The organism is Duganella hordei (genome assembly GCF_040369125.1).
In the GTDB taxonomy this organism is placed as follows: Bacteria; Pseudomonadota; Gammaproteobacteria; order Burkholderiales; family Burkholderiaceae_D; genus Rugamonas; species Rugamonas hordei.
Map to the genome: position 1 here is coordinate 259,629 of NZ_BPWI01000009.1, position 23,353 is coordinate 282,981.

Genomic DNA, 23,353 nt, shown 5'->3' on the forward strand with positions numbered 1-23,353 from the left:
GCGATGTTGTCCGTCGCATTCTGGAGCTACCATGTCATCCCCCTTATTCGTGCATTTTTATGCGCGCGCCGGCCGTCTTCGCTTGTCGTCGACGATCGGACTTGCGCTCGCATTCCTCGCCGCCGCCCACGATGCGCAGGCGGCGCCCCAGCCGCTCACGCTGGCCCAGGCCCAACAACAAGCAGTCGCCCGCTCGCGCCAGCTGAGCGCGCAGGATCAGGCGGCGGCCGCCGCACATGAGATGGCTGTCGCGGCCGGCCAACTGCCCGATCCCGTGCTCAAGCTGGGCGTCGATAATCTGCCGGTCAGCGGTGCCGACCGGTTCAGTCTGGGCAATGACTTCATGACCATGCGGCGCGTCGGTGTATCGCAGGAATTGACGAGCGCCGACAAATTGCATTGGCGTTCCGCGCGCCTTGAACGTGAAGCGGACAAGGCGCAGGCCGAAAAAGAGGCCGCAACGGCCGCCGTTCAACGCGACACCGCGATCTCCTGGCTGGAGGTGTTCTACACCGAACAGATGGCCGAGGCCGTTATCAAGCAGACGGCCCTGTCGCGCCAGGAGATCGAGGCCGCCGAGGCCGCCCACCGTGGCGGGCGCGGCAGTCAGGCCGACATCCTCGCGGCCCGTTCCGCCTTGCTCATGCTCGACGACCGCGGCAGCGAAATTGGACGCCGCCTTCGCGTCGCGCGCACCATGCTGGCCCGGTGGACCGGCGGCGAGACCACCGTGGCCGGGGCGCCCGACATCGACAACATCCGTCTGGATCCGGCCTCGCTCGACGGCGACCTCGCTCACCATTCGCAGATCGCGGTGCTGAACCGGCAGGAGGACATCGCACAAGCCGACGTCAAGCTGGCGCAGGCCAACCGGCGCGCCGACTGGAGCGTGGAGGTCGCGTTCCAACAGCGCGGCCCTGCCTATTCGAACATGGTGTCGGTCGGCATTTCGGTGCCGCTGCAATGGGACAGGAAGAACCGGCAGGACCGCGACCTGGCCGCCAAGCTCGCCCTGGCCGAGCAGGCCAAGGCCGAGCGCGACGAGATGCTGCGCGACCATGTCGCAGCGACCCGCGCCATGATCGTCGAGTGGCAGAGCGGCAAGGAGCGGGTTGCCCGGTATGCGCGCGAAGTGCTGCCGCTGGCCGGCGAACGCAGCCAGGCGGTGCTGGCCGCCTACCGTGGCGGCAAGGCGACGCTGGCCGAGGTGCTGGCCGCAAGACGCAACGAATCGGAAACCCGCATGCAGGCGCTGCAGCTTGAGCTAGATACCGCGCGGCTGTGGGTACAACTGAATTTCCTCTTTCCTCAGGAATCCAAATGAAGAACAAGAAAACGCTCGCGCTGTTGATCGCGATCGCCGTCGCCGCCGGCGGTTACGCCATCTATCAATTTGGCGTGCATCAGGGCATGCAAGCCATGCCGAAACATGACGAAGCGACGGCGGCAGCCGGCCCCGCCGGCAAGAAGCCGCTCTACTGGCATGACCCGATGGTGCCCGGCCAAAAGTTCGACAAGCCGGGCAAGTCGCCGTTCATGGACATGCAGCTGGTGCCGGTCTATGCCGGCGCCGACAGCGACGATGGTGGCGTCGCCATCAGCCCCCGGGTCCAGCAAAACCTGGGCGTGCGGACGGCGATAGTCACTGCCGGCAAGCTGCCCTCCGGCGTGGTCGCGGTCGGCAGCGTCGCGTACAACGAACGCGACGTGGCCTTGGTCCAAGCCCGCAGCAACGGTTTTGTCGAGCGCCTGTATGTGCGCGCTCCGCTCGACCCGGTCCGGCAGGGGCAGCCGCTGGCCGACTTGTACGTGCCCGACTGGATCGCGGCGCAGGAGGAATACCTGGCGGCGCGCCGCATGCAAGGCGGCGATACTGCCTCGCTGGTCGACGGTGCGCGCCAGCGCATGCGGCTTGCCGGCATGTCCGACGGGCAGATCCGGCTGGTCGAATCGAGTGGCAAGGTTCAGCCGCGCACCACCATTTACGCGCCCACCGGCGGCGTGGTCACGGAGCTTGGCGCGCGCGAAGGCATGACCGTGGCGCCGGGGGCGCAGCTGTTTCGCATCAACGGCCTTTCCACCGTCTGGGTGAACGCGGACGTGCCCGAAAACATGGCGGCCAGAGTGCGAACCGGCGATACCGTCGAGGCGCGCGCGCCGGCCCTCCCGGGAAGCCTGTTCAAGGGCAGGGTAGGCGCCGTTCTGCCGGAAGTGAGCACTACGACGCGCACACTCAAGGCACGTATCGAACTGGCCAACACCGGCGGACAACTGGTTCCCGGCATGTTCGCCACGATCAAGTTCGCGTCCAACCGCGCTGCCGATGTCCTGCTGGTGCCGTCGGAGGCGGTGATCCAGACCGGCACGCGCAGCGTGGTGGTGCTGGCCCGGGACGGCGGCAAGTTCCAGCCGGTCGATGTGGAACTGGGCGGCGAGGGCGGTGGTTTGACCGAAGTCCGCAAGGGCTTGGCCGCGGGGCAGAAAATTGTCCTGTCGGGCCAGTTCCTGCTCGATTCCGAAGCCAGCCTGAAAGGAGCGACGAACCGCATGGACGACGCGACGATGCCCATGGCGCCGGCGGGAGCGAGCAAATGATCGCCAGACTGATACGCTGGTCTATCGTCAACCGCTTCCTGGTGCTGCTGGCGACCGTGTTCATCGCCGCCTGGGGCGCATGGTCGCTGGCGCGCACGCCGCTCGACGCCATTCCGGATTTGTCCGACGTGCAGGTCATCATCCGCACGACCTATCCGGGACAGGCGCCGCAAATCGTCGAAAACCAGGTGACCTATCCGCTGACCACCACCATGCTGTCGGTGCCGGGGGCGAAGACCGTGCGCGGCTATTCCTTCTTCGGCGATTCCTTCGTTTATGTCTTGTTCGAGGACGGCACCGATCCCTACTGGGCCAGGTCGCGCGTGCTGGAATACCTGAACCAGGTGCAATCCCGTCTGCCCGCGCAGGCCAGGGCGGCGCTCGGTCCGGATGCGACAGGCGTCGGCTGGATCTACGAGTACGCGCTGGTCGACCGCAGCGGCAAACTCGACTTGTCGCAGCTGCGCTCGCTGCAGGACTGGTTCCTGAAATTCGAGCTCAAGGCGGTGCCGAACGTGGCGGAAGTGGCCAGCGTCGGCGGCATGGTGCGCCAGTACCAGATCGTGCTCGATCCCGACAAGCTGCGCGCCTATGCCATCCCGCACGGCAAGGTGATCGAGGCCGTGCAGCGCGCCAACCAGGAAAGCGGCGGCTCGGTGATGGAGCTGGGCGAGGCCGAATACATGGTGCGGGCGTCCGGCTATTTGCAGTCGCTCGACGACTTCCGGAAAATTCCGCTGACGACCACCGACGCGGGCGTGGCGGTGCGCTTGGGCGACGTGGCGCGCGTCGGGCTGGGACCGGAGATGCGGCGCGGCATCGCCGACCTCGACGGGGAGGGCGAAGTCGCCGGCGGCGTGATCGTCATGCGCTCCGGGAAGAACGCGCTGGAAACCATCGAGGCCGTCAAGGCCAAGCTCGGCAAACTGAAATCCAGCCTGCCGCCCGGGGTGGAGATCGTTCCGGTGTACGACCGCTCCAACCTGATCAAGCGCGCGGTCGACAATCTGGAGCACAAGCTGATCGAGGAATTCATCGTCGTCGCGCTGGTCTGCGCGATCTTCCTGTTTCACATCCGCTCGGCGCTGGTGGCCATCGTCTCGCTGCCGCTGGGCATACTGATCGCCTACATCGTCATGTCCTACCAGGGCGTGAATGCCAACATCATGTCACTGGGCGGCATCGCGATCGCCATCGGGGCCATGGTCGACGCGGCGGTCGTGATGATAGAGAACGCCCACAAGCATATCGAGGCATGGAATCACGCCCACCCCGGCCAGCGGCTGGCAGGCGAGGCCCAGTGGACCGTGATCGGCGACGCCGCAGCCGAGGTCGGCCCGGCACTGTTCTTCTCGCTGCTGATCATCGTGCTGTCCTTCATTCCGGTGTTCACGCTGGAGGCACAGGAGGGACGCTTGTTCGCGCCGCTGGCCTTCACCAAGACCTACGCCATGGCGGCGGCTGCCGGCCTGGCGGTGACCTTGATCCCGGTCCTGATGGGCTACCTGATCCGTGGACGCATCCCCGCCGAGCAAAAAAATCCGCTGAACCGGTGGCTGATCGCGCTCTATCGGCCGCTGCTGGAAGTGGTGCTGCGCCGTCCCAAAGCCACGCTGATGGCGGCCGGCGTGATCGCGTTGCTGACGATCTGGCCGATGTCGCGCCTGGGTGGTGAATTCATGCCGCCGCTGGACGAGGGCGACCTGCTGTACATGCCGTCCGCCTTGCCCGGCATCGGCGCCGGCAAGGTGGCGCAGCTGCTGCAGCAGACCGATCGGCTGATCAAGACCGTGCCGGAAGTGCAGTCCGTGTTCGGCAAGGCCGGCCGGGCGGAGTCCGCCACCGATCCGGCGCCGCTGGAAATGTTCGAGACGACGATACAGTTCAAGTCGCGCGATCAGTGGCGGCCCGGCATGACCACCGACAAGCTGGTCGAGGAACTCGACCGCATCGTCAAGGTGCCGGGGCTGTCCAATATCTGGGTGCCGCCGATCCGCAACCGCATCGACATGCTGGCCACCGGCATCAAGAGCCCGGTCGGGGTCAAGGTGGCCGGCGCGAGCCTGCAGGAGATCGACCGCATCACCGGCGAGATCGAGCGGGTCGTCAAGCGCGTGCCGGGCGTGTCGTCGGCGCTTGCCGAGCGGCTCAACGGCGGGCGCTACGTCGATATCCATATCGACCGCGACGCGGCGGCGCGCTATGGCCTGAACATCGCCGACGTGCAGAGCGTCGTGTCGAGCGCCATCGGCGACGACAACATCGGCGAGACGGTCGAGGGCTTGCAGCGCTTTCCGATCAATGTGCGCTATCCGCGCGAGGTGCGCGACTCGGTCGAGAAATTGCGCGAGCTGCCGATGCAGACCGAGCGCGGCGCGCAGATACGGCTAGGCGACGTCGCCACCATCCGCATCGACGACGGTCCGCCCATGCTCAAGAGCGAGAACGCGCGCCTGTCGGGCTGGGTGTATGTCGATATCCGGGGCCGGGATCTCAGCTCGGCGGTGCATGAGATGCAGCAACTCGTCGCCAGGGAGGTGGTGCTGCCGGCTGGCTATTCGGTGTCGTGGTCCGGACAATTCGAATACCTTGAACGGGCGACAGCCAAGCTCAAGATCGTCGTGCCGATGACCTTGCTGATCATCTTCGTGCTGCTGTACCTGACCTTCAAGCGCGTCGACGAGGCGGTGCTGATCATGGCGACGTTGCCGTTCGCGCTGGCCGGGGGCATCTGGCTGCTGTGGGCGCTGGGCCATAACCTTTCGGTCGCCAGCGGCGTCGGCTTCATCGCCTTGGCGGGCGTGTCGGCCGAGTTCGGCGTCATCATGCTGTTGTACCTGAAGCACGCGTGGGAAGCCCGGCTGGCGCAAGGCGTTCCGGGCGAGGCGGACCTGCTTGACGCCATACGCGAAGGTGCCGTGCTGCGCGTCAGGCCGAAGGCGATGACGGTCGCCGTCATCATCGCCGGCCTGGTGCCGGTCATGATCGGGTCGGGCACGGGGTCCGAGGTCATGCAGCGCATCGCGGCGCCGATGGTGGGCGGCATGATCACCGCGCCCTTGCTGTCGATGTTCGTGGTGCCGGCGGTGTTCCTGTTGTTGCGGCGCAGGTCCATCCGTGCGGCTGCGTAAATAAAAAGCCGCCGGACAGCTGGACTGTCCGGCGGCTGGCGAATGCTACGTTACAGCGACTTCAGGAACGCCAGCAGGCTGTCGCGGTCGGCCTTCGACAGTTTCTCGAAGCGTTGGCGGGCAACGTCCGCCTCGCCGCCGTGCCACAGGATGGCTTCCGTCAGGTTGCGGGCGCGGCCGTCGTGCAGGTAGCCGACCTTGGCGCTGTTGCCCATCACCTTGTCGGTGTAGCCGATGCCCCACAGCGGCGCGGTACGCCACATGCCGCCCTTGGCCTGGCCTTCGACCAGCTTGTCGGCCAGGCCGGTGCCCATGTCGTGCAGCAGCAGGTCGCTGTACGGACGGATGGTCTGGTTGCGCAGCTCGGCAAACAGGTGGCCCGATCCGGTCTTCATCTCCGCCGTGTGGCAGGCCACGCAGCGCATGCCCTGGAACACTTTGGCGCCGGCCGACACCAGCGCCGGATTGACGTTCAGCTCGTCGATAGGCGCCACGCCTTTCGGGAAACCGCTGGCCAGGCTGCGTTGCGCAGGCACGGCCACCAGCGCCAGGTAGCGCGAGATCGATTGCAGGTCCGCTTCCGAAATGCCCTTCTGCGCGACGGCGGTCGAGCAGCCGGCCGGATCGGTGCCGCAGCTGCGGTTGCGGTACACCGGCGAGGTCACCGACATGTCCTGCAGCAGCGCGGCGGACGCCTGTTGACGCAAGGTCGCCTTGGACGCCTTCCAGCCGAAGCGGCCGAGGCGCACCGCCGAGCTTTCCGGATCGTAGACGAAGTTGGCCGTGCCCTTGACGCCGTCGGCGTCCGGCGTGCTGCGCACGCGCGCCAGGATGTCGGCTTCCGGCACCGCTTCAAGCAGGCCGGCGCCGATGATGGGCTGGGCGGCGCGCAGCGAATACGCATCCGGCACCGGGCCTTCGAACGCCAAGGTCGGCTTGCGCAGCTCGGCCTTGGTGCCGTCGGCCAGCGTCACCGTGCTGGTTTCAAACGCGGCCACCTTGACGTTGGTGCCCCAGTTCTGCGCCGCGCCGGTCGGCGACACCGCGTTCATCTGCACGGCGGCGCCGTACTGCGGATGCGCCAGCTGGTTGCCGCTGGCGTCGATCGACGCCACCCGCACCGACATGCTGTCGAGCTTCTGGTTCAGCGCGGTCGGCGCCGGGCTGCGGCCGTTGTTGACGTGGCAGGCGAAGCACGAGGACTGGTTGTAGCGCTGTCCCTGCAGGCCGACGGCGCCGTCGTAGCGGTCGTTGCCCGGCTCGTTGTGGTCGCCGGTGGTGAAGTTGGTGTGGAACAGGCGGCGTCCCTCGACGAAGCGCTGCATGTTCTGCATGCCGATGTTGTTGTGAGGCTGCTGGAACATGAACAGCGCGTTGTCCGAGTAGTTGTAGGACACCGAGCCTTGGCCGCCGGACAGCGTTTCATCCGGCAGCGGCACCGAGTTCAGGCGCGGCTGCACGCCGTACCACGGCTTCAGGCCGGAGCCGACCACGTATACCCATTCCTGCGAGTAGTAGCGGATGCCGCCGGTGTCGCCCTTGGCCGTCATCGACGCGGTGGTGCTGAACATCGACGGCGACACCTCGATCACGTCGCCGACGACCAGCGGCCGGGCAGGGATGTCCTTGCCGTTCGGGAAGCCGTTGGCGTCCAGCGCGGTCATGCCGGGATAGTTGCTGACCTGGATGGTGCAGCCCCCGTTGATGCCGTTGGCATTGGTCAGGCGGTTGTTGGCCGGGTAGGCGGTCGGCTTGCAGATGGCGATGTTGTCGTCGACCAGCTGGCCCGGGGCCATCCAGCCGTAGCCGGTCACGCCGGGCCGGTCGATGGCGCGGAAGAACGCCACGCCGCCCTTGAGGAAGTCGACGGTGGTGTACTGGTTGACGGTCAGCGTGGGCTTGGTGACGCCGGCCACGCGGCTGTTGTCGATGACCTCGACACCCCAGCTGCGGTTCTTGAAGTATTGCGGCACGAAGGTCAGGTAGTTGCCCGGCCCCTTGTCGACCGGCAGGCCGGTGACCGGATCGACGGTCTCGTTCGGGCCGTAGCCGATTTCATTCCATTCCTCGCCGCGCTCGCGGCCGTGGCGGGCCAGGCCGCGCGCGCCGAAGCGGGTCACCAGCGTGCCGTCGGGCAGCGTGAACTGCAGCGACTCCAGCGCTTCAGCCGCGGGCAACGGCGCCAGGCCGGCGCCGCTGGCCGGGAACTTGAAGGCCGACGTGGTGGCGCTGGACAGGGTGTTGTCGCTGCCCGGGGTCTTGAACTCGACCTCGAACAGCGAGTAGCCGTATTGCGTCGCACGAGCCACGCCCTGCAGGCGGATGTAGCGCGAGTTGACGCCGAGGTTGAAGAACTCCTCGGTGCCGCCCTGGCCGGCGGTCACCGTGCGGATCGTCGTGAACTTCTGGCCGTCGTCCGACACCAGCAGGTTGTACTGCTTGCCGTAGGCGTTTTCCCACAGCAGCTTCATGTAGCCGACCTGGGCCTTGGCGCCGAAGTCGAACTGTATCCACGCGCCATCCTCGGGGGCGCTGGCCCAGCGGGTGTTGGTCTGGCCGTCGATCGCCATGGCGGCGGACAGGCCGCCGTTTTCCGTGGCCGACGAGGTCGCCGCCACCGGCTTGATGGCCACGCCGGGCTTGCTCACGTCAACCGGCACCGTCGGCGGCGGATCGGGTATCGGGTCCTGCGGCGGCGTGGTGGCAGGGCTGCCGGTGAAGGCCTGGATCTCGAAGATCGAATAGCCGTAATTGGTCGAGCGCTTGACGCCCTTCATGCGCAGGTAGCGGCCTTGACCGTTCAGTCCGGTCAAGTCCTCGGTGCCGCCCTGGCTGTTGTCGACGGTCTTGATGGTGGTCCAGGTCGAGTTGTCGTCGGACACTTGCAGTAGATACTGGGTTGCGTGGGCGTTTTCCCAGTCGATACGCACGCGGGTGATGGTCTGCGTGCTGCCGAAGTCCAGCGTCAGGTACTGGTCGTCGCTAAAGCCGCTGCTCCAGCGGGTGCCTTCGTTGTGGTCGATGGCTGCCGCTCCGGACAGGTCGCCGCGCTCGGACGAGCTGGCGATGGCGCTGACCGGCGTCAACGCGGTCTCGGCCGACGCCACGGCGCCGCCCTGGACTTTCATTGCGCTCAAGGTGCGCGGCGCGTTGGCGGTGGAATCGGCGCTGCCGCCGCCGCAAGCGGCCAGCAGCAAGGTCAGGGCCAATGGCAAGCCCTGGATGGGAAGCTTGCGTAGCTGTTGCAGCGGCAAGCGCTGTCGATACGGAGGTGTATTCATTTTTTTATACCCTATACGTGGTTTGTTACGGCAGCATTCCGATAATAGGAAACGTTTCCATCCCGGACTTGAGGTTTTAGAAAACTTTCAATGAGGCAATGGCGATGAAGATATCTTGCGTTATCGCGCATGTCAAGCGTGCGCGCCAAGAAACTTTGTAAGCGTCAAATAGCACGATGTTACGGAATTTTGCCGGGAGAACAGCACATTTTATTTTTTGATATGGTGAAATATCGTATCCGCCGGCGCCCGCACATCGGCATCGGCTAGGCATCACCGACGTCTTTGTCGCCTTCAAGCTGGCGCTTTAACCACTGATCGGAGGTTGGACTGAGATGTTGAACGTCCTTATCCAGGATGAACTTTTCTTTCGAGTCCCATTTCCCCATCTTCTCGGTAAATTTCTCCGGATAGTCCTTGGCCAGGCAGGCAATATTGGCCCAGGGGTCGCAAATGGCCAGGTCTTTGGGCCATTTCGTCATGTCTTTCGGCATGGGGCCTGGCTCAATCGCGCCGACCACGACAAAGACGTGATCGGGCGTGCCGCCGAGTATTGCCTGCTTGCCCGAGCTGCGCAAACAGTCTTGTGCAATGAGCGACAGATCAAAGCAATTGTGCCCCTTCGATGCCAGCGCGGCCCGCACCATCGCTGGCCGGTCGCCCTTGACCGCCCTGATTTGCTTGACTGCGCTATTGGATGCGAGCAGCCGGGTCTTCTCTTCGCTCCATGCCTTCTTCGCGCTGTATTTGTTGGCGGATTTGAAGTTGCCTTCTTTCGTGTAAAAGTCCTCGCGGACCATCGTCTTCGCGGCGCTTGCCGCATCAAGATTTCGAATGCCTGCCGAGGATGTGTGATTGAGCGTTGCCAGCAGCTTGATTTGCAAGGCGTTCTTTTTGGGAGGAGCGGATGCCTGCGCATAGACGTGCCCGGACAAGGGCGGCACGACAGCGGGCGCCGCGCCTGATCTGGACGGGGCAGCAGGGGACAGCGGGTCAGGTGCGATATACGCATCCGTGGAGACGCCAAATCGCGCAAATATTCCCATGCATCCTTCCCCGTGAAGACGACGTCATACGTGTCCTTGAGTAACCCCGGGATCGACGACGGTTCCACGCCACGACTGCCTTGCGAATCATGGAACTTGGGTACCGGCAGCCTACACATACCAGTATTGGTGTGTGCGGAACAACGCGTACTCAAAGGCTAAAACCGTGCTGGACGGGGGTTCGATTCCCCCCACCTCCACCAAATGCCGGTGATCTTCCGCGTGGCGGAAGGCGCCGGCATCTGACGGGGGTGTACAGGTTTCGACAGGGCGGCCAGTAATCGGCGATACATCACGTCAGGCGTCTGACGTAAATAGCGCAAATCGATAATTGCAAATGAATCGCAATTTCTTGCTTACGGCACCTAAACACCGTTAAGCCGAGACACCGGCCCCTTCGCAAGAAGGCTTGGGAACAGAATGGCCGGACCAACTCTGTCGTTTGCAGCGAGAGATGCCGTGCGCAAGCGGGAATTTCGGACATTCCCATAGTCGGCAGCCGTAGAGGGCGCAACCTGTACATTGGGCGCACTGTTTTTTTCGGCGACGCGCCAGCCGCTGCGCCGCCTCCATGCCGGCAAGAGACCGCAATCCCGATAACCCACATTGAAAGTATACGATCATGGCTGCTGTAACCCCCTCCAATAGTTTTTCCCTGGCGTCGCTGTCTCACGACGACGCCAAACCGGCCCCGCTGCCTGCCAATGAAGCGCAGCTGCCGGCATCGCCGTCCACCCCGCCACAGCCGAGCGCGCGCGACAACTCCATCGCAAACCGTTTGCGCCAATCGGTATCGTCGGCCGACGCCGCCTCGATCAGCGGCGTGACGCCGCATGCGGCCGACGCCCAACGTGCCATGCACGAATATGTCAACGCGCTGTTCGCACCGTATAAAAATGGCGCCAACGATACAGCCATCGACGAACTGGCCGCCAACCGGGCCGCTGCGCTGCATGGCAATGGCGAGACGGTGGCAAATCTGCAGAGCTTGTTTGCTTACGCGCACGCCATCGACCTGAGCGCGCACATGGCGGCCGGCGGCAGTGGCGCATTGCCGTTTGCCGTAGCCAACGCGGTAGGCGGCCAGCTGTCCACCTGGCTGCCGAAGGTCAGGGACATCAACGTCGGCCTGCTGTCCGGCTTCCTGACCTATTTGCTGGTGCACGTCGGCGGCGGCGTCAATGGCCGGACGACGGCCCATACGCCATGGCTGCACCCGACCGATCTGCATCCGGCCATGGCCGAGGCGGTCGCCGGGCTGCAACCCGGCTCGGTACAAAAATACAAGGAAATGGCCAGCTTCCAGGGCTTCCCGGCGTCGTTCGCCACGGTGGGCGAATTGCCGACCCTGGCGCACGTGCACAGCCCAAGGGCGGGAATGATCGCGCAAAGCGTCGGCGGTCCGGTGACCGCTCTCATCGGCGGCTCGGTGGTGGCGGGCATCGACAAGACCGTCGAGGAAAAACACAGCCGCAGCGGTCCGGCGCTGTTGTTGGCCAGTCAAACCTGGGAAACGCAGCTTGAGCAACTCAGGCAGCGCCACGATATGCCCGCGTGGAGCGACCGCACGGCGGCGACACTGGCAGGCGGCGCGCGCCAGGTAGGCAACGACTTTGGAGAAAAACTGGTGCAGGGCCTGCGCGACGGTGTCCACCAGCTGCGCGACCAGCCGGCATCAACCGTGGCCAGCGCCGCCATCTGGAGCGTCGGGATAGGTCTCAGCAATTTTGCCTCGAACCAGCTGGGCACCTATATGACGCAGCATGGAGCGTCCGATCTGGCGGTCGCCGCCGCCAAGGAATTGGTGTTCGCCGCCAGCCTGTCGCCGATCAACGCTGCCTGGACCGCGGTGCTCGCGTTCGGTCCTGCGGTCGATGCGAAGCTGGTCGACGCGGTACGCCGGATGCGTGAGGAGACTCCCGTCGCAACACAGGCCTGATTCAACGCGCCAGCACAACGGCGGCCTGCACTTTCGAAGGTGCAGGCCGCCGTTTTTATTTCAGACAGCGATAGATTAGTGCTGTGGCGGAACCGGTGCGGCATCGGCCACAGCGGTCGCGGCGGCGGCCTGGATCTCGGGGACGGCGGCATGGCGCCGCAGGATGGTCTCGGCGAATTTTTCGCCCAGGAACATGCCAAGGAAACCGATGAAGACCACTGCCGGCGGCAGCGCCGAGGGGATGCGGAACACCGCATAAATCAGACCGACCAATATGCCGGTCAGCAGGGAAATAGCGTAATTTTTCATGATGGGGTAGGGCGCGGGAAGGCCCGGACGGAGCGTCCCGCGCATCGCGTCGTTAGTTGATGCCGCCGTGGGGATCATGGCCGGCGGTGGGGCTGGCGTGCAGCAGGGTCTCCAGGCGTTCGGCGCCGTCCGGCGACAGATTGCCTTTTTTCATGTTGTCGAGCAGGCCCTGGAGTTCCTTCTTTTCCTCGGGCGTGCAGTCCTTGCCGATCTCGCCGTGGTCCAGGCGGTGCTGCAGCTCCTGGCCGATGGCGGCCTTCTGCCACCTTTCCAGATGACCGTTTTCGGCCAGGTTCAGCAGGTCGCCGGCCGATTTGTTTTCGTTCTCCTTGTGAAATTCCTTCATATCGTGGACGTCGTTCTTGTTCAATTCGAACGGGTTGATCTGCCCGTTGCCGTTCAGTGCGATGGTCATGGTTTGCCTATCGGTGTGGTTGAGGAATTTATAAGTGGCGCCATGCGGCAGCGAGTTCCGTGCCTTGCGCGGTGTCGATGGAACGAACGCCGCGCGTCCGCCACCCATGGCCATACCCACTCAGAAAGGATGTGCATGATGCGTATCTGGTTCTCCCCGCCGGCCGCCGGCCGCGACAGCGTAGCCCTGTACCACGCCCGGCAACGCGTGACACAACGGATCAAGCTGCTCAAGCAGCAGCGGCGCGCGCCGCGCGGTGCCTGGCTGCGCGGCTGGCTCGGGGCCCTGTCGGAATAGGGGCGCCGCAGGCCGGCCCTGTGCCGGCCCGCGCCTTACAACATCTCGAGCGCGCGCGCGGTCTGGTCGACCGCCGCTTTCAGCTTGCCCAGCAGTTGCTCGATGTCGTCGCGCGTGCTCACCAGCGGCGGCGCCATGATGATGCGGGCGGACTGGGGCCGCACGATCAGGCCCTGTTCGAGCGCCTTGCGCGTGCAATAGGCGCCGACGCCGCCCTCGTTCATGAAGCGGCGCCTGCCGTCCCTGGCGGCCACCAGCTGCAACGCCGCCACCATGCCGGCGCCCTGGATCTCGCCGACCATCACGTGCTCGCCGAATACTTCGCGCAGCCGGCGCTGGAAGTAGGGGCCGGTGTGCTGGCGCACCTGCTCGACAATGCCGCCCTCGTCCAGCAATTGCAGATTGGCCAGCGCCACCGCCGCCGCCGCCGGATGGCCCTGGTAGGTCAGGCCGTGGGCAAAGACGCCGCCTTTTTCCGCCAGCGCGCTGGCGATCCGCGTCGACAGCACCAGCCCGCCCATCGGGATATAGCCCGATGTCAGCGCCTTGGCGATGGTGAGCGTGTCCGGCTGAAAATCGAAGTGCTGATGGGCGAACCATTGTCCGGTGCGACCGAAGCCGCCGATCACCTCGTCCGCGCACAGCAGCACGTCGTGCTTGCGGCAGATGCGCTGGATCTCGGGCCAATAGCTGGCCGGCGGGAAGATCATGCCACCGGCGCCCAGGAAGGGCTCGGCCACGAAGGCCGCCACCCGTTCGCTGCCCAGCCGCAGTATGGCCTGTTCCAGCTTGCCTGCGGCCTGCAGCCCGAACTCGTGCTCGGTCAGCGCGCCGCCGTCGCCATACCAGTACGGCTCGTCGATATGGTGCACGCCGGGAATGGGCAGGTCGCCCATCTCATGCATCAGCTTCATGCCGCCCAGCGAGGCGCTGCCGACGGTCGAGCCGTGGTAGCCGTTGCGCAGGCTGATGAACTGCTTCTTGTCGGGCTTGCCGGCCACGTCCCAATAGCGCCGCACCACCCGGATCAGCGTTTCGTTGGCTTCCGAACCCGAGTTGGTGTACAGGATCTTGCTGAAGTCGCCGGGCAGCAGCTGCAGCAGCTTGGCCGACAGGCGCACCACGGCGGGGTGGGTGATATTGAAGTACTGGCTGCAGAAGGACAGCTGCTGCAGTTGCTGGGTGGCGGCGGCGATCAGTTCCGGCCTTGCGTAGCCGACGGCGGTGCACCACAGGCCGGACATGCCGTCCAGGAAGCGGTTGCCTTCGCTGTCCCACAGGTGGACGCCTTCGCCCCGCACCATGATCCTGGTGGCGCCGGTATCGACGCTGTTGTTGTCTTCGAAGGGCAGCAGATGCACGGCGCCGTGGATGGATCGGTATTCCTCGGTGCGATGGGGTAAGGCCGGGTGTTTGTTCATGGCGTTTTCCGGTAGAGGGGAGGGACCGCTCCGGAGCCGGAACGGCGCATGGACGTGGGTGGACAGGGGCAGGCGCCGGGTTCCATCGGTTCCCTGCCGCCGGGATTTCTTCTTATTGCAGCGGGGGAACTGCAACGGCATCGGCGTTGACCCATCTGAATCGACTTGGGTACAAAAAATGAAAATAAATAAAGGATCGGATGTGCTAGAACGCTACCGTGCCCTGATCGGGCAGTTATGCAGGAAGTTTGATATCCCTGAACCGGGGATCATGTATCAGGCGGCGCAGCTGCCGCTGGGGGATGTGAATTTCACGCTGTTCCACGGCGGGCTGATCGTGCCCGACAGCGTGCTGGTGTACTGCGAATTCGGCGTGCTGCCGCCGCAGTCGCGCGAGCGCATGCTGTTGCGTCTGCTGGAAACCAATGCGTATCTATTCGGCGTCAACAGCCCGGCCTTCACCTACCAGGCGGACCGCAACATGATCGGGCTGATGTGCCGCTTTGCCCTGGAGGAGGCGACGCTGGAGTCGACCGTGGAATTATTGGAATTCTTTGCCGGCATGGCCAGGCGCTGGCGCCAGGATCATTTTCTGTTCGCGGCGTATTGAGGGAGGGGCCGGCAGGCGGCGCCGGCGCCGGACAAGAGGACGGGCGGCCCTTGCCGCGGCGCCGGCGCGGGGCCCGGACGGCGTCCGGGCCCGAACAGACGCTTAGCCGCCCTGGATCTCGATATTGGTGCCGTCGGGACCGGCGCCTTTACCTTTGACCGCTTCCAGCTTCTCCGGATCGACGCCCAGCATGCCGGCCAGTTTCTGCAGTTCCTCCGGCGAGATGGTGCCGTCCTGCAGCTTCTTCAGCAGCTTCTTGATGTCGTCTTCGCTTTCGCCACCGCTCTTGGCCGGTTCCGACTGGGCGGCGCGGTTGGTCAGTTCCTTGTTGATGGCGTCTTTTTGCCACGGTTCCATGCCGGGTTTGCCGAGTGCGCTCAGCAGATCGCCCGACGAAGCGTTCTTCAAGCCGGAAGCGAACGAATCCATTTCACCTGCGGATGGGATGCCGCTCGCGCCGCTGCTGCCCGTAAAAGTAACATTTAAGCCCATGGTATGTCCTTTGGAAGTTGAGGGAATTTTTACTGCAAAAATGGGTGGTCGGATTTTTTACTAAAGTTCCCATGGTTGCCGTGAGGAAGATGCCGATGAAAAATAATCCGCAAATAAATGCCGGCCGCGGGAACCGGCGCGCCTTGCGTTGCGACCCATGGAAGACCGTCTTGCTTCTTGACTGCGGTACAGGCGGCATTTTTTAAACAACTGAGGAGTTAATTATGGCAATGGGAGTCCCAGCAGGTGGAGCGGTAGGTGCCGGTATGGCGGTCGCGGCTCAAGAAGCCACCAACGCAGAAGGCGAAATGGTCGATGGCGACAACGCCAAAGTGAAGTTCCAGAAAAAGGGCCGCGATAACTCGCTGGCGCTGATCTGATCGGGCACCATCGCATGAGATAGTGCTTCCTCGGGATGGGCGGCGCGCATGCCTGGTGTTGCCCATCCTGTTTCCGCCGGCGGCGGCATATCATTCTTTTGAAAGGCACACCATGGCCACCTTCCAAAGCCAACTCGGTAGTGGATACGCATCGCAGGACAATCCCGGCTTGAAGCAGGGCACACCCAACTCCATGGTCAGCGCGGCCCAGCAGGGATCGGCGCAGGCGATGGAATTCCAGCTGTGGGTATCGCAGCAGGCAACCTCGCTGGCCAAGCTGAAGATTTTCAGCACCATGGCAAAAAGCGTCAACGACCAGCAATAGCCGAGGAGGTCGACATGAGTATATCCACCAGCAGCACCGGTTCCATCAGCGCTGGCGCGCGCGCCGGCGGCAGCGAGGCCCGGGCCAATATGGCGGGGGTCAGCGCCGCCGCCGCCAACGTCGACAACGTCAACGTGTTCACCAAATTCATCAAGAAGGCCGAAGAGGCCGCGCAGTCCGCCTTGTAGGCCGCGGCGCCACATACCGGCGTGCGCCGGCTTCCCCTGTTGCTTGTCGCCGGATCGCCGCTGCGCGGTCCGGCGCGTCCGTCGTGGGCGCGCGGCGGCCGCGTTACCCATGCAGATAGCGTGACGCCGCCGGAACTATTGCAAATGCACCGCGACTTATTTGCGAGTCCGCGCGGACCAGCTCCCTGACGGGCCATGCAATTTCAGATGAGTCGGGCAGGCCGGATAGCGAGACGTGTTCAAGAATGTTTCAGACCCCCACCATTTTCGGAGAAAAGCATGTCGTCAACAGTCACCACTACCACCACCAGCACTACCTATACCACGGAGGATCCTTCCGGCTTCGTCGGCACCCTCAAGCTGACCGGCGCGCCCTCCAACCCGGAAGAAGTGGACATCGCACTGCACGACCCAGGCAACGACAAGAACTACAAGCAGGAGGTCAACAACTGGCTGAACAGCCTGCCCATCCCCGACAGCGTCAAGGACATGATCCGCACCAACATGGGATTGACCGGCGGCGGCAACCAGCCATCCGAGTCCGGCGCGGCCAAGACCATCAACGACTTCCAGAAAAATAACAACATCGGTCTGCTGTCGAGCTCGCAGATGAAGCAGATGGCCGATACCGGCTACCTGACCGGCAAGGACGGCAAGACCGTCCAGGTGCCGCCCGACGTGCAGGCCGCCGCCAAGGTCTTCATGGCCAACGACGCCGCCTTCTTCAAGAAAATGGAATCGGCCACCAACGGCAAGCACGACGGCCAGCTGGGCCAGGGCGACTACGGCAACGCGGTCAAGGACGGCACCATCCAGGCCAATGGCGGCAGCAACGGCAACAACGGCCCGACCGGCATTCCGAAGGACAGCTTCATGAGCGCGGTCATGAACGGCCACGTGTCGCCCAACCGTCCGTCCGAATACGGCGCCGCCAAGACCATCAACGACTTCCAGAAGGAACACAATATCGGCCTGCTGTCCGACACCCAGATGAAGCAGATGGCCGACACCGGCTACCTGACCGGCAAGGACGGCAAGACCATCCAGGTGCCGCCCGAAGTGCAGGACGCCGCCAAGACCTACATGGCCAACGACGCAGCCCTGTTCAAGAAACTGGAATCGGCCACCGACGGCAAGCACGACGGCCAGTTGGGGCAGGGCGATTTCAACCACGCGGTCAGCGACGGCAGCATTGCGCCCAACTACGGCACCAACGGCACGCCGACGCCGGGCGGCCAGCCGCCGGTCACCGGCAGCGGCAATACCGGCAACACCAATCTGCCGTCCGATTCGAGCGCGGTCAACACCATCAAGAACTTCCAGAACGACAAGAACACCGGCATGCTGTCCGACACCCAGATGAAGCAGATGGCCGACACCGGCTACCTGACGGGCAAGGACGGCAAGACCATCCAGGTGCCGCCGGAAGTGCAGCAAGCGGCCAAGACCTATATGGCCAACGACGGCGAGCTGTTCAAGAAAATCGAGTCGGCCACCAACGGCCAGCACGACGGGCTGCTGGCGACCTGGGACGCCGACGCCGCGGTCAAGGACGGCAGCGTCTCGGCCAACGGCGGCCCCAATGGCACGCCGACGCCGGGCGGCCAGCCGCCGGTCGCCACTACCGGCAGCGGCAACACCAACCTGCCGTCCGATTCAAGCGCGGTCAACACCATCAAGAACTTCCAGAACGACAAGAACACCGGCATGCTGTCCGACACCCAGATGAAGCAGATGGCCGACACCGGCTACCTGACGGGCAAGGACGGCAAGACCATCCAGGTGCCGCCGGAAGTGCAGCAGGCCGCCAAGACCTATATGGCCAACGACGGCGAGCTGTTCAAGAAAATCGAGTCGGCCACCAACGGCCAGCACGATGGCCTGCTGGCGACCTGGGACGCCGACGCCGCCGTCAAGGACGGCAGCGTCTCGGCCAACGGCGGCCCTGGCCCTACCGGCACGCCGACGCCGGGCGGCCAGCCGCCGGTCACTGGAACTGGCAACACCAACCTGCCATCCGATTCGAGCGCGGTCGGCACCATCAAGAACTTCCAGAACGACAAGGCCACCGGCATGCTGTCCGACACCCAGATGAAGCAGATGGCCGACACCGGCTACCTGACGGGCAAGGATGGCAAGACCATCCAGGTGCCGCCGGAAGTGCAGCAAGCAGCCAAGGCCTACATGGCCAACGACGCCGAGCTGTTCAAGAAAATCGAGTCGGCCACCAACGGCCAGCACGACGGCCTGCTGGCCACCTGGGATGCCGACGCCGCCCGCAAGGACGGCACCGTGTCCGCCTGAGTCTGAAAGGCGCGGTGCGGCAGCCGCGCCTTGATGCCGCAACACCGGAACCCGCACGGGTTCCGGCTCTCGTCTGGTGTACCCACTTTTTGATGGAGGAGTTTCATGAGCGAGCATTTTCTTGTCATTGATCAGGACCGCGATCCCGGCGCACCGCCGATGATCGATTTCGCCACCGGCCACCTGGACGACGGCTTCCCCTGGCACCGCATCCGCCGGCTGCACCGCAAATAGGCGTCCGCGCTTTTTCCCATCACTTGAAGGAATCTCCATGGATTGGCATGAAGGTTACGTTTCCGATATCGACTACGTCGCGGAGTTTTTTCCCGAGCAGAGTCCGTCGCTGCTCAGCTTTGCCTGCATACTCAACGGCGTGGAACCGGTCGCGCTGGATCGGCCGTTCACATATTTCGAACTGGGTTCCGGCCAGGGCTTGACCGCCAATGTGCTGGCCGCCGCCAATCCGCTGGGGCGCTTCTATGCGGCGGACTTCAATCCGGCGCACATCGCCGCCAGCCGCCAGTTGGCGGAAAGCGCCGAACTGGCCAATGTGGAATTCCTGGACAGCAGCTTCGCCGACCTGGCCGATGGCGCCGTGAGCTTGCCGCAGTTTGATTTCGTCACGCTGCACGGCGTCTACAGCTGGGTCAACGCCGAGAACCGGCGCCATATCGTGCGCTTCCTCGCGCGCTACCTGAAGCCGGGCGGCATCGCCTACATCAGCTACAACGCGATGCCGGGCTGGAGCACGACCTTGCCGCTGCAGCGCCTGATCCTCGAGCATGTCGACCTGTATCCCGGCAGCCGCCACCAGCAGATCGAACACATGCGCAAGCTGGTGGGCGGGCTGGTGCAAAACAACGCCGCCTACTTCGCCAACAATGCCGGCGCCGGCCTGCGCACCTACCTCGACGCCGCCATGACCGGCGACGCCGACTGGTCCAGCTACCTGGCGCATGAATACATGAACCGTGGCTGGGAGCCCTTGTACCACGCCGACGTGGTGCGCGACGTGGCCGCCGCCAAACTTGATTATGTCGGTTCGGCCGGCCTGTCGTGGGCGCTGCCGGCCCTGTACCTGACGCCGGCGCAAAGCGCCTTGCTCGACACCATCGCCGACCCGGCGCTGCGCGAGACCATCAAGGACTACATGAAGAACACCTGCTTCCGCAAGGACGTGTTCGTGCGCGGAGCGCGCCGCATGGGCCCGGAACGCCAGCGGCAATGGCAGGAACAGTGCGGCATCGCCTTGACGGTGCTGCCCGAACAGCTCCATGCCGGCCTGAAGTTCCCGGCCCAGGGCGCCAATCCGCCGGCGGCCTACGCGCCGTTGCTGGCGGCGCTGGGGCAGGAGCCGCGCACCTTGCTGGAGCTGGCGCGGCTGCCGGCCATGGCATCGCATACGCTGGCCGAGATCGCCGAAGCGGCGGCGCTGCTGGCCGACACCGGCCAAGCCGCCCCGTACTTCCTCGGCGCCGCCGGCGCCGACACGTCGCCCGCGCGCCGGCTCAACCTGGCCATCGCCGGGCAGGCGCGCGGCGGCGAGGCGGCCTACCGCGTGTTTGCCGCGCCGCTGCTGGGCAGCGGCATCAAGGCGCCGCTGTTCCAGCGCCTGGTCTACCGCGCCGTGCTGCCGGCCGTGGCGGCGCAGGCGCTGCCGCTCAACGTGGACGCGATCGCCACCCAGGTCTGGCGGCAGGTGGTCGAACAGGGCCGGGCGGTGGTGCGCGACGAGCTCGAACTCGATTCGGAGGACGAGATCATCAGCGGCATCTGGGCCACGGTGCAAGCCATACTTGAACGGCGCAGTCCGCTATGGCGCGGCCTGCTGATGCTGCCGCCGCCATTGCATACAGAGGAGTGCGAGCAATGAACTGGAATGACGGTTACGTATCCAATATCGACTACCCGGCCGCGTTTTTCCGCGAACAGAGTCCCACCCACCTGAGTTTCGCCTGCGTGCTCAACGGCTACGAGCCGGTGCCGCTGGACGGCCATTTCACTTACATGGAACTGGGCGCCGGCCAGGGCCTGACGGCCAACATCCTGGCCGCCAGCCATCCTCGGGGCGAGTTTTACGCGGTCGACTTCAGTCCGTCGCAGGTGGCCGCGTCGCGCCAGCTGTCGTCGGCGGCGCAACTGAACAACCTGACGCTGCTGGAAAACAGCTTTGCCGAACTGGCCGCCGGCAAGGTGGCGCTGCCGCAGCTGGACTTCATCACCATGTATGGCGTCTACAGCTGGGTCGACGCCGACAACCGCCGGCACATCGCCGACTTCATCAACCGCTACCTGAAGCCGGGCGGCATCGTCTATCTCAATTACAACGCCATGCCGGGCTGGACCGCGGCGCTGCCGTTGCAGCGTCTTATCCTTGAATATGCGCAGCGCGACAGCCATCCGCGTCCGCAGCAGGTCGAGCATGTGCGCGCGCTGGTCGGCGGCCTGGTCGACAGCGGCGCCGACTTTTTCAAGGGCAATCCGGACCTGCAATACCGCATCGATTCGCTGATGCGCGACAAGGCCCACTACCTGGCGCACGAATACATGAGCACCGGCTGGCGGCCGCTGTACCACGCCGATGTAGTGCGCGACATGGCCTCCGCCAAGCTCGACTACATCGGCTCCGGCGAGCTGTCGCGCAGCTTCCCCCAGCTGTTCCTGACGCCGGAGCAGCTTGAGCTGCTGCAGACCGTGCCGGACCTGGCGCTGCGCGAGACGATCAAGGATTACCTGACCAACACCAGTTTTCGCGAGGACATCTTCGTGCGCGGCGCGCGCCGCATGACGCCGGCGCGCCAGGAACACTGGCTGCGCCAGGTCGGCCTGGCGCTGACGGCCTTGCCCGGCCAGGCCACGCTGGCGCTGAAGCTCCCCATCGGCAACATCGACGTCGACGCCGCCACCTACCAACCGGTGCTCGACGCGCTGGCGCTGCGGCCGCACACCCTGGACGAACTGGCGGCGCTGCCCGCGCTGGCCGGCTGCAGCCTGCTGCAAATCGGCGAGATGGCGGCCTTGCTGACCGCCTCGGACCAGGCCTCGGCCTACTTCACCGGCGCCGCCGCCACCGCGCCCGACGCGGCGCGCAAGATGAACGCCGCCGTGGCGCAGGCGTCGCTGTTTGGCGACCAGTACCAGGCCCTGGCGTCGCCGCTGCTGGGCAACGGACTCAAGTCCGGGCTGGTGCAGCGCCTGGTGTACGGCCTGCTGCAACAGGAAGCGGAACCGGCCGACACGGTCAACTGGGCCCGCCGGATCGGCGCCATCCTGCGCAGCCAGGGATTGCACCTGAACAAGGACGGCAAGGCTTTGGTGGACGAGGACGACCTGCACGCCGAGCTGTGCTACCTGACCGAGGCCATCGTACGACAGCGGGCGCCGGTCTGGCGCGCGCTGCACATGCTGTAGCGCAGCCCATCTCCGAGCCCCGCCTCAGGGGCTTTGCCCGGCACGGTCCGCGAAAATGCGGCCTGCCGCGGCTCGCCTGGGATAAAATAATCAGATCGACACCCATCGGCCGTGGCACTCCGGCGCCGATTTTACAAGGCCATCATCTTGCGACGCGACGAAGACAAGCACCCCGACGACGACTTTTCCGTGGCAGCCGTACAGCGCCTGTTGCTGGAGATGGTGGAGTTGTCCGACCAACAGACGGCGGGACCGCCGGTGATCGAACTGCTGATCGGCGACATCCTGACCCGCACCGCGCTGGCCTCGGGCGGCGCGGAACACTGGCTGTCCATCACGGCGCTGCTGCAGACGGCGGAACAGCCGGGCTACAGCCCGCATCCGCCGGCGCCTGGCGCCGACCAGCGCCTGATGTCGATCGATTTTCTGTGGCATGCCGATGAAGGGCGCTACATCGTGGTGCGCAAGGTGCCGCTGCAGGAGTTGCGCGACGAGCGCGACGTGATGGATGCCATCCTGGCCACGGCAGACATGGCCAGGGGATATTTCGCGGCGGCCTGCGCCGGCCAGAGTCCGGCCTGAGACGAGCGCGCCGGCGCCATCAGCGAAAGCCGTGGGACACGCCATTGCCGTCGCTGGCGGCGCCGTATTCACTGCGCACCGCCGCCCGTACCCGCGACACCCGCGAGCGCACCGTGCCGATCGGGATATGCAGCTGTTCGGCCGCCTCCTCGTAGGTGGCGTCGCCGTCCAGCACCGCCTCGAAGGTCGAGCGTATCCGGACCGGCAGCTGGTCCAGCATGGCGCCGACCTTTTCCGCGATCTGGCGATACTCGAACAGCAGAGCGGGATCGGCATACACGTCTGCGATCTGGTCCATGAAATCGTCGTCGACCGCATCGTAGCGGTCGGCCGCGTTGCGGCGCACCTGGTTGCGCGCCAGGTTCAGCGCGATGCCGAACAGCCAGGTCGACGGCTTGGACAGGCCGGAAAAACGATGCGCGCACTTGGCCACCTCGATGAAGGTGTTTTGCACCACGTCCTCGGCGTCCTCGCGGTTGCCGACATAGCGCTGCACAAAGCGCAGCAGGTGGGTGCGGTGGGTGGTGTAGAGCTTGACGATGTCGATGCCGGGGTTGGCGGCCTCGGCCAACGCTGATTCGCCGGCGGAAACTGTCTGGGTCATGATGTTCTCCTTGCTGCATGTGT

General features: G+C 64.9%; 21 protein-coding genes and 1 other RNA gene. 15 read left to right on the forward strand and 7 right to left on the reverse strand.

What is annotated here, in order from left to right; genetic code table 11:
• Positions 1–31 precede the first annotated feature (31 nt).
• The 3 genes from ABWW33_RS21350 to ABWW33_RS21360 are packed head-to-tail and all read left to right on the forward strand — an operon-like array spanning position 32 to position 5,726.
• Positions 32–1,324: a TolC family protein gene (locus ABWW33_RS21350; RefSeq protein WP_353403646.1), complete on the forward strand. Its 1,293-nt coding sequence runs from the start codon at positions 32–34 to the stop codon at positions 1,322–1,324.
• Positions 1,321–2,595: an efflux RND transporter periplasmic adaptor subunit gene (locus ABWW33_RS21355; RefSeq protein WP_353403647.1), complete on the forward strand. Its 1,275-nt coding sequence runs from the start codon at positions 1,321–1,323 to the stop codon at positions 2,593–2,595. Before ABWW33_RS21350 ends, ABWW33_RS21355 begins: the two co-directional genes overlap by 4 nt.
• Positions 2,592–5,726 (forward strand): efflux RND transporter permease subunit, encoded by a 3,135-nt coding sequence (locus tag ABWW33_RS21360; protein WP_353403648.1) that lies wholly within the window; start codon positions 2,592–2,594, stop codon positions 5,724–5,726. Before ABWW33_RS21355 ends, ABWW33_RS21360 begins: the two co-directional genes overlap by 4 nt.
• Before the next feature lie 50 nt (positions 5,727–5,776).
• Here ABWW33_RS21360 and ABWW33_RS21365 read toward each other — a convergent pair whose 3' ends face one another.
• Together ABWW33_RS21365 and ABWW33_RS21370 are read right to left on the reverse strand one after the other, a co-directional pair.
• Positions 5,777–9,007 carry a di-heme oxidoredictase family protein gene (locus ABWW33_RS21365; protein WP_353403650.1) on the reverse strand — a complete coding sequence of 1,077 codons (3,231 nt, stop codon included), beginning with the start codon at positions 9,005–9,007 and terminating at the stop codon, positions 5,777–5,779.
• A gap of 266 nt (positions 9,008–9,273) precedes the next feature.
• Positions 9,274–10,053, reverse strand: coding sequence for a hypothetical protein (locus ABWW33_RS21370; protein WP_353403652.1), 780 nt, complete (start codon positions 10,051–10,053; stop codon positions 9,274–9,276).
• A 113-nt stretch (positions 10,054–10,166) separates the two neighbouring features.
• On the opposite strand from ABWW33_RS21370, the gene ssrA reads away from it, so the two are divergent.
• Positions 10,167–10,494: a transfer-messenger RNA gene (ssrA, locus tag ABWW33_RS21375) on the forward strand.
• A gap of 181 nt (positions 10,495–10,675) precedes the next feature.
• Positions 10,676–11,992, forward strand: coding sequence for a hypothetical protein (locus ABWW33_RS21380; protein WP_353403653.1), 1,317 nt, complete (start codon positions 10,676–10,678; stop codon positions 11,990–11,992).
• Positions 11,993–12,067: 75 nt separating this feature from the next.
• On the opposite strand, the gene ABWW33_RS21385 is transcribed toward ABWW33_RS21380, so the two are convergent.
• The gene (locus tag ABWW33_RS21385; RefSeq protein WP_353403654.1) at positions 12,068–12,301 is read right to left on the reverse strand and encodes a XapX domain-containing protein; all 234 of its coding nucleotides are present in this window, start codon (positions 12,299–12,301) and stop codon (positions 12,068–12,070) included.
• 52 nt (positions 12,302–12,353) lie between these two features.
• Entirely contained in the window at positions 12,354–12,716 is a 363-nt protein-coding gene (locus ABWW33_RS21390; RefSeq protein ID WP_353403655.1) for a hypothetical protein, read from the reverse strand.
• Positions 12,717–12,845: 129 nt separating this feature from the next.
• Here ABWW33_RS21390 and ABWW33_RS21395 point away from each other — a divergent pair, with 129 nt between their 5' ends.
• Positions 12,846–13,013 carry a hypothetical protein gene (locus ABWW33_RS21395; RefSeq protein WP_353403656.1) on the forward strand — a complete coding sequence of 56 codons (168 nt, stop codon included), beginning with the start codon at positions 12,846–12,848 and terminating at the stop codon, positions 13,011–13,013.
• A 35-nt stretch (positions 13,014–13,048) separates the two neighbouring features.
• Here ABWW33_RS21395 and ABWW33_RS21400 read toward each other — a convergent pair whose 3' ends face one another.
• Positions 13,049–14,434: an aminotransferase gene (locus ABWW33_RS21400; RefSeq protein WP_353403657.1), complete on the reverse strand. Its 1,386-nt coding sequence runs from the start codon at positions 14,432–14,434 to the stop codon at positions 13,049–13,051.
• Between the two features lie 271 nt (positions 14,435–14,705).
• Here ABWW33_RS21400 and ABWW33_RS21405 point away from each other — a divergent pair, with 271 nt between their 5' ends.
• Positions 14,706–15,044, forward strand: coding sequence for a CesT family type III secretion system chaperone (locus ABWW33_RS21405; protein WP_353403658.1), 339 nt, complete (start codon positions 14,706–14,708; stop codon positions 15,042–15,044).
• A 102-nt stretch (positions 15,045–15,146) separates the two neighbouring features.
• Here ABWW33_RS21405 and ABWW33_RS21410 read toward each other — a convergent pair whose 3' ends face one another.
• Positions 15,147–15,473 carry a hypothetical protein gene (locus tag ABWW33_RS21410; RefSeq protein WP_176650696.1) on the reverse strand — a complete coding sequence of 109 codons (327 nt, stop codon included), beginning with the start codon at positions 15,471–15,473 and terminating at the stop codon, positions 15,147–15,149.
• A gap of 287 nt (positions 15,474–15,760) precedes the next feature.
• On the opposite strand from ABWW33_RS21410, the gene ABWW33_RS21415 reads away from it, so the two are divergent.
• The 8 genes from ABWW33_RS21415 (at position 15,761) to ABWW33_RS21450 (ending at position 22,726) form a co-directional block, all read left to right on the forward strand.
• Positions 15,761–15,916 carry a hypothetical protein gene (locus ABWW33_RS21415; RefSeq protein ID WP_176650697.1) on the forward strand — a complete coding sequence of 52 codons (156 nt, stop codon included), beginning with the start codon at positions 15,761–15,763 and terminating at the stop codon, positions 15,914–15,916.
• Between the two features lie 112 nt (positions 15,917–16,028).
• Positions 16,029–16,241 carry a hypothetical protein gene (locus tag ABWW33_RS21420; RefSeq protein WP_176650698.1) on the forward strand — a complete coding sequence of 71 codons (213 nt, stop codon included), beginning with the start codon at positions 16,029–16,031 and terminating at the stop codon, positions 16,239–16,241.
• Positions 16,242–16,255: 14 nt separating this feature from the next.
• Positions 16,256–16,429: a hypothetical protein gene (locus ABWW33_RS21425; RefSeq protein ID WP_176650105.1), complete on the forward strand. Its 174-nt coding sequence runs from the start codon at positions 16,256–16,258 to the stop codon at positions 16,427–16,429.
• A 279-nt stretch (positions 16,430–16,708) separates the two neighbouring features.
• Positions 16,709–18,733, forward strand: coding sequence for a hypothetical protein (locus ABWW33_RS21430; protein ID WP_353403660.1), 2,025 nt, complete (start codon positions 16,709–16,711; stop codon positions 18,731–18,733).
• A 105-nt stretch (positions 18,734–18,838) separates the two neighbouring features.
• Positions 18,839–18,967 (forward strand): hypothetical protein, encoded by a 129-nt coding sequence (locus ABWW33_RS21435; protein ID WP_353403661.1) that lies wholly within the window; start codon positions 18,839–18,841, stop codon positions 18,965–18,967.
• Between the two features lie 37 nt (positions 18,968–19,004).
• Positions 19,005–20,606 carry a class I SAM-dependent methyltransferase gene (locus tag ABWW33_RS21440; protein ID WP_353403663.1) on the forward strand — a complete coding sequence of 534 codons (1,602 nt, stop codon included), beginning with the start codon at positions 19,005–19,007 and terminating at the stop codon, positions 20,604–20,606.
• Positions 20,603–22,144, forward strand: coding sequence for a class I SAM-dependent methyltransferase (locus ABWW33_RS21445; RefSeq protein ID WP_353403665.1), 1,542 nt, complete (start codon positions 20,603–20,605; stop codon positions 22,142–22,144). The genes ABWW33_RS21440 and ABWW33_RS21445 overlap by 4 nt, the downstream gene beginning before the upstream one ends.
• 147 nt (positions 22,145–22,291) lie before the next feature.
• Positions 22,292–22,726 (forward strand): aldo-keto reductase family protein, encoded by a 435-nt coding sequence (locus ABWW33_RS21450; protein WP_353403666.1) that lies wholly within the window; start codon positions 22,292–22,294, stop codon positions 22,724–22,726.
• 19 nt (positions 22,727–22,745) lie between these two features.
• Here the strand turns inward: ABWW33_RS21450 and ABWW33_RS21455 are convergent, their stop codons facing one another.
• Positions 22,746–23,330 (reverse strand): RNA polymerase sigma factor, encoded by a 585-nt coding sequence (locus ABWW33_RS21455; RefSeq protein ID WP_353403668.1) that lies wholly within the window; start codon positions 23,328–23,330, stop codon positions 22,746–22,748.
• Positions 23,331–23,353 lie beyond the last annotated feature (23 nt).

Coding starts and splice junctions, on each gene's coding strand:
- ABWW33_RS21350 (WP_353403646.1), top strand. CDS start 32: ATGTCATCCCCCTTATTCGTGCATTTTTATGCGCGCGCCGGCCGTCTT.
- ABWW33_RS21355 (WP_353403647.1), top strand. CDS start 1,321: ATGAAGAACAAGAAAACGCTCGCGCTGTTGATCGCGATCGCCGTCGCC.
- ABWW33_RS21360 (WP_353403648.1), top strand. CDS start 2,592: ATGATCGCCAGACTGATACGCTGGTCTATCGTCAACCGCTTCCTGGTG.
- ABWW33_RS21365 (WP_353403650.1), bottom strand. CDS start 9,007: ATGAATACACCTCCGTATCGACAGCGCTTGCCGCTGCAACAGCTACGC.
- ABWW33_RS21370 (WP_353403652.1), bottom strand. CDS start 10,053: ATGGGAATATTTGCGCGATTTGGCGTCTCCACGGATGCGTATATCGCA.
- ABWW33_RS21380 (WP_353403653.1), top strand. CDS start 10,676: ATGGCTGCTGTAACCCCCTCCAATAGTTTTTCCCTGGCGTCGCTGTCT.
- ABWW33_RS21385 (WP_353403654.1), bottom strand. CDS start 12,301: ATGAAAAATTACGCTATTTCCCTGCTGACCGGCATATTGGTCGGTCTG.
- ABWW33_RS21390 (WP_353403655.1), bottom strand. CDS start 12,716: ATGACCATCGCACTGAACGGCAACGGGCAGATCAACCCGTTCGAATTG.
- ABWW33_RS21395 (WP_353403656.1), top strand. CDS start 12,846: ATGTGCATGATGCGTATCTGGTTCTCCCCGCCGGCCGCCGGCCGCGAC.
- ABWW33_RS21400 (WP_353403657.1), bottom strand. CDS start 14,434: ATGAACAAACACCCGGCCTTACCCCATCGCACCGAGGAATACCGATCC.
- ABWW33_RS21405 (WP_353403658.1), top strand. CDS start 14,706: ATGTATCAGGCGGCGCAGCTGCCGCTGGGGGATGTGAATTTCACGCTG.
- ABWW33_RS21410 (WP_176650696.1), bottom strand. CDS start 15,473: ATGGATTCGTTCGCTTCCGGCTTGAAGAACGCTTCGTCGGGCGATCTG.
- ABWW33_RS21415 (WP_176650697.1), top strand. CDS start 15,761: ATGGCAATGGGAGTCCCAGCAGGTGGAGCGGTAGGTGCCGGTATGGCG.
- ABWW33_RS21420 (WP_176650698.1), top strand. CDS start 16,029: ATGGCCACCTTCCAAAGCCAACTCGGTAGTGGATACGCATCGCAGGAC.
- ABWW33_RS21425 (WP_176650105.1), top strand. CDS start 16,256: ATGAGTATATCCACCAGCAGCACCGGTTCCATCAGCGCTGGCGCGCGC.
- ABWW33_RS21430 (WP_353403660.1), top strand. CDS start 16,709: ATGTCGTCAACAGTCACCACTACCACCACCAGCACTACCTATACCACG.
- ABWW33_RS21435 (WP_353403661.1), top strand. CDS start 18,839: ATGAGCGAGCATTTTCTTGTCATTGATCAGGACCGCGATCCCGGCGCA.
- ABWW33_RS21440 (WP_353403663.1), top strand. CDS start 19,005: ATGGATTGGCATGAAGGTTACGTTTCCGATATCGACTACGTCGCGGAG.
- ABWW33_RS21445 (WP_353403665.1), top strand. CDS start 20,603: ATGAACTGGAATGACGGTTACGTATCCAATATCGACTACCCGGCCGCG.
- ABWW33_RS21455 (WP_353403668.1), bottom strand. CDS start 23,330: ATGACCCAGACAGTTTCCGCCGGCGAATCAGCGTTGGCCGAGGCCGCC.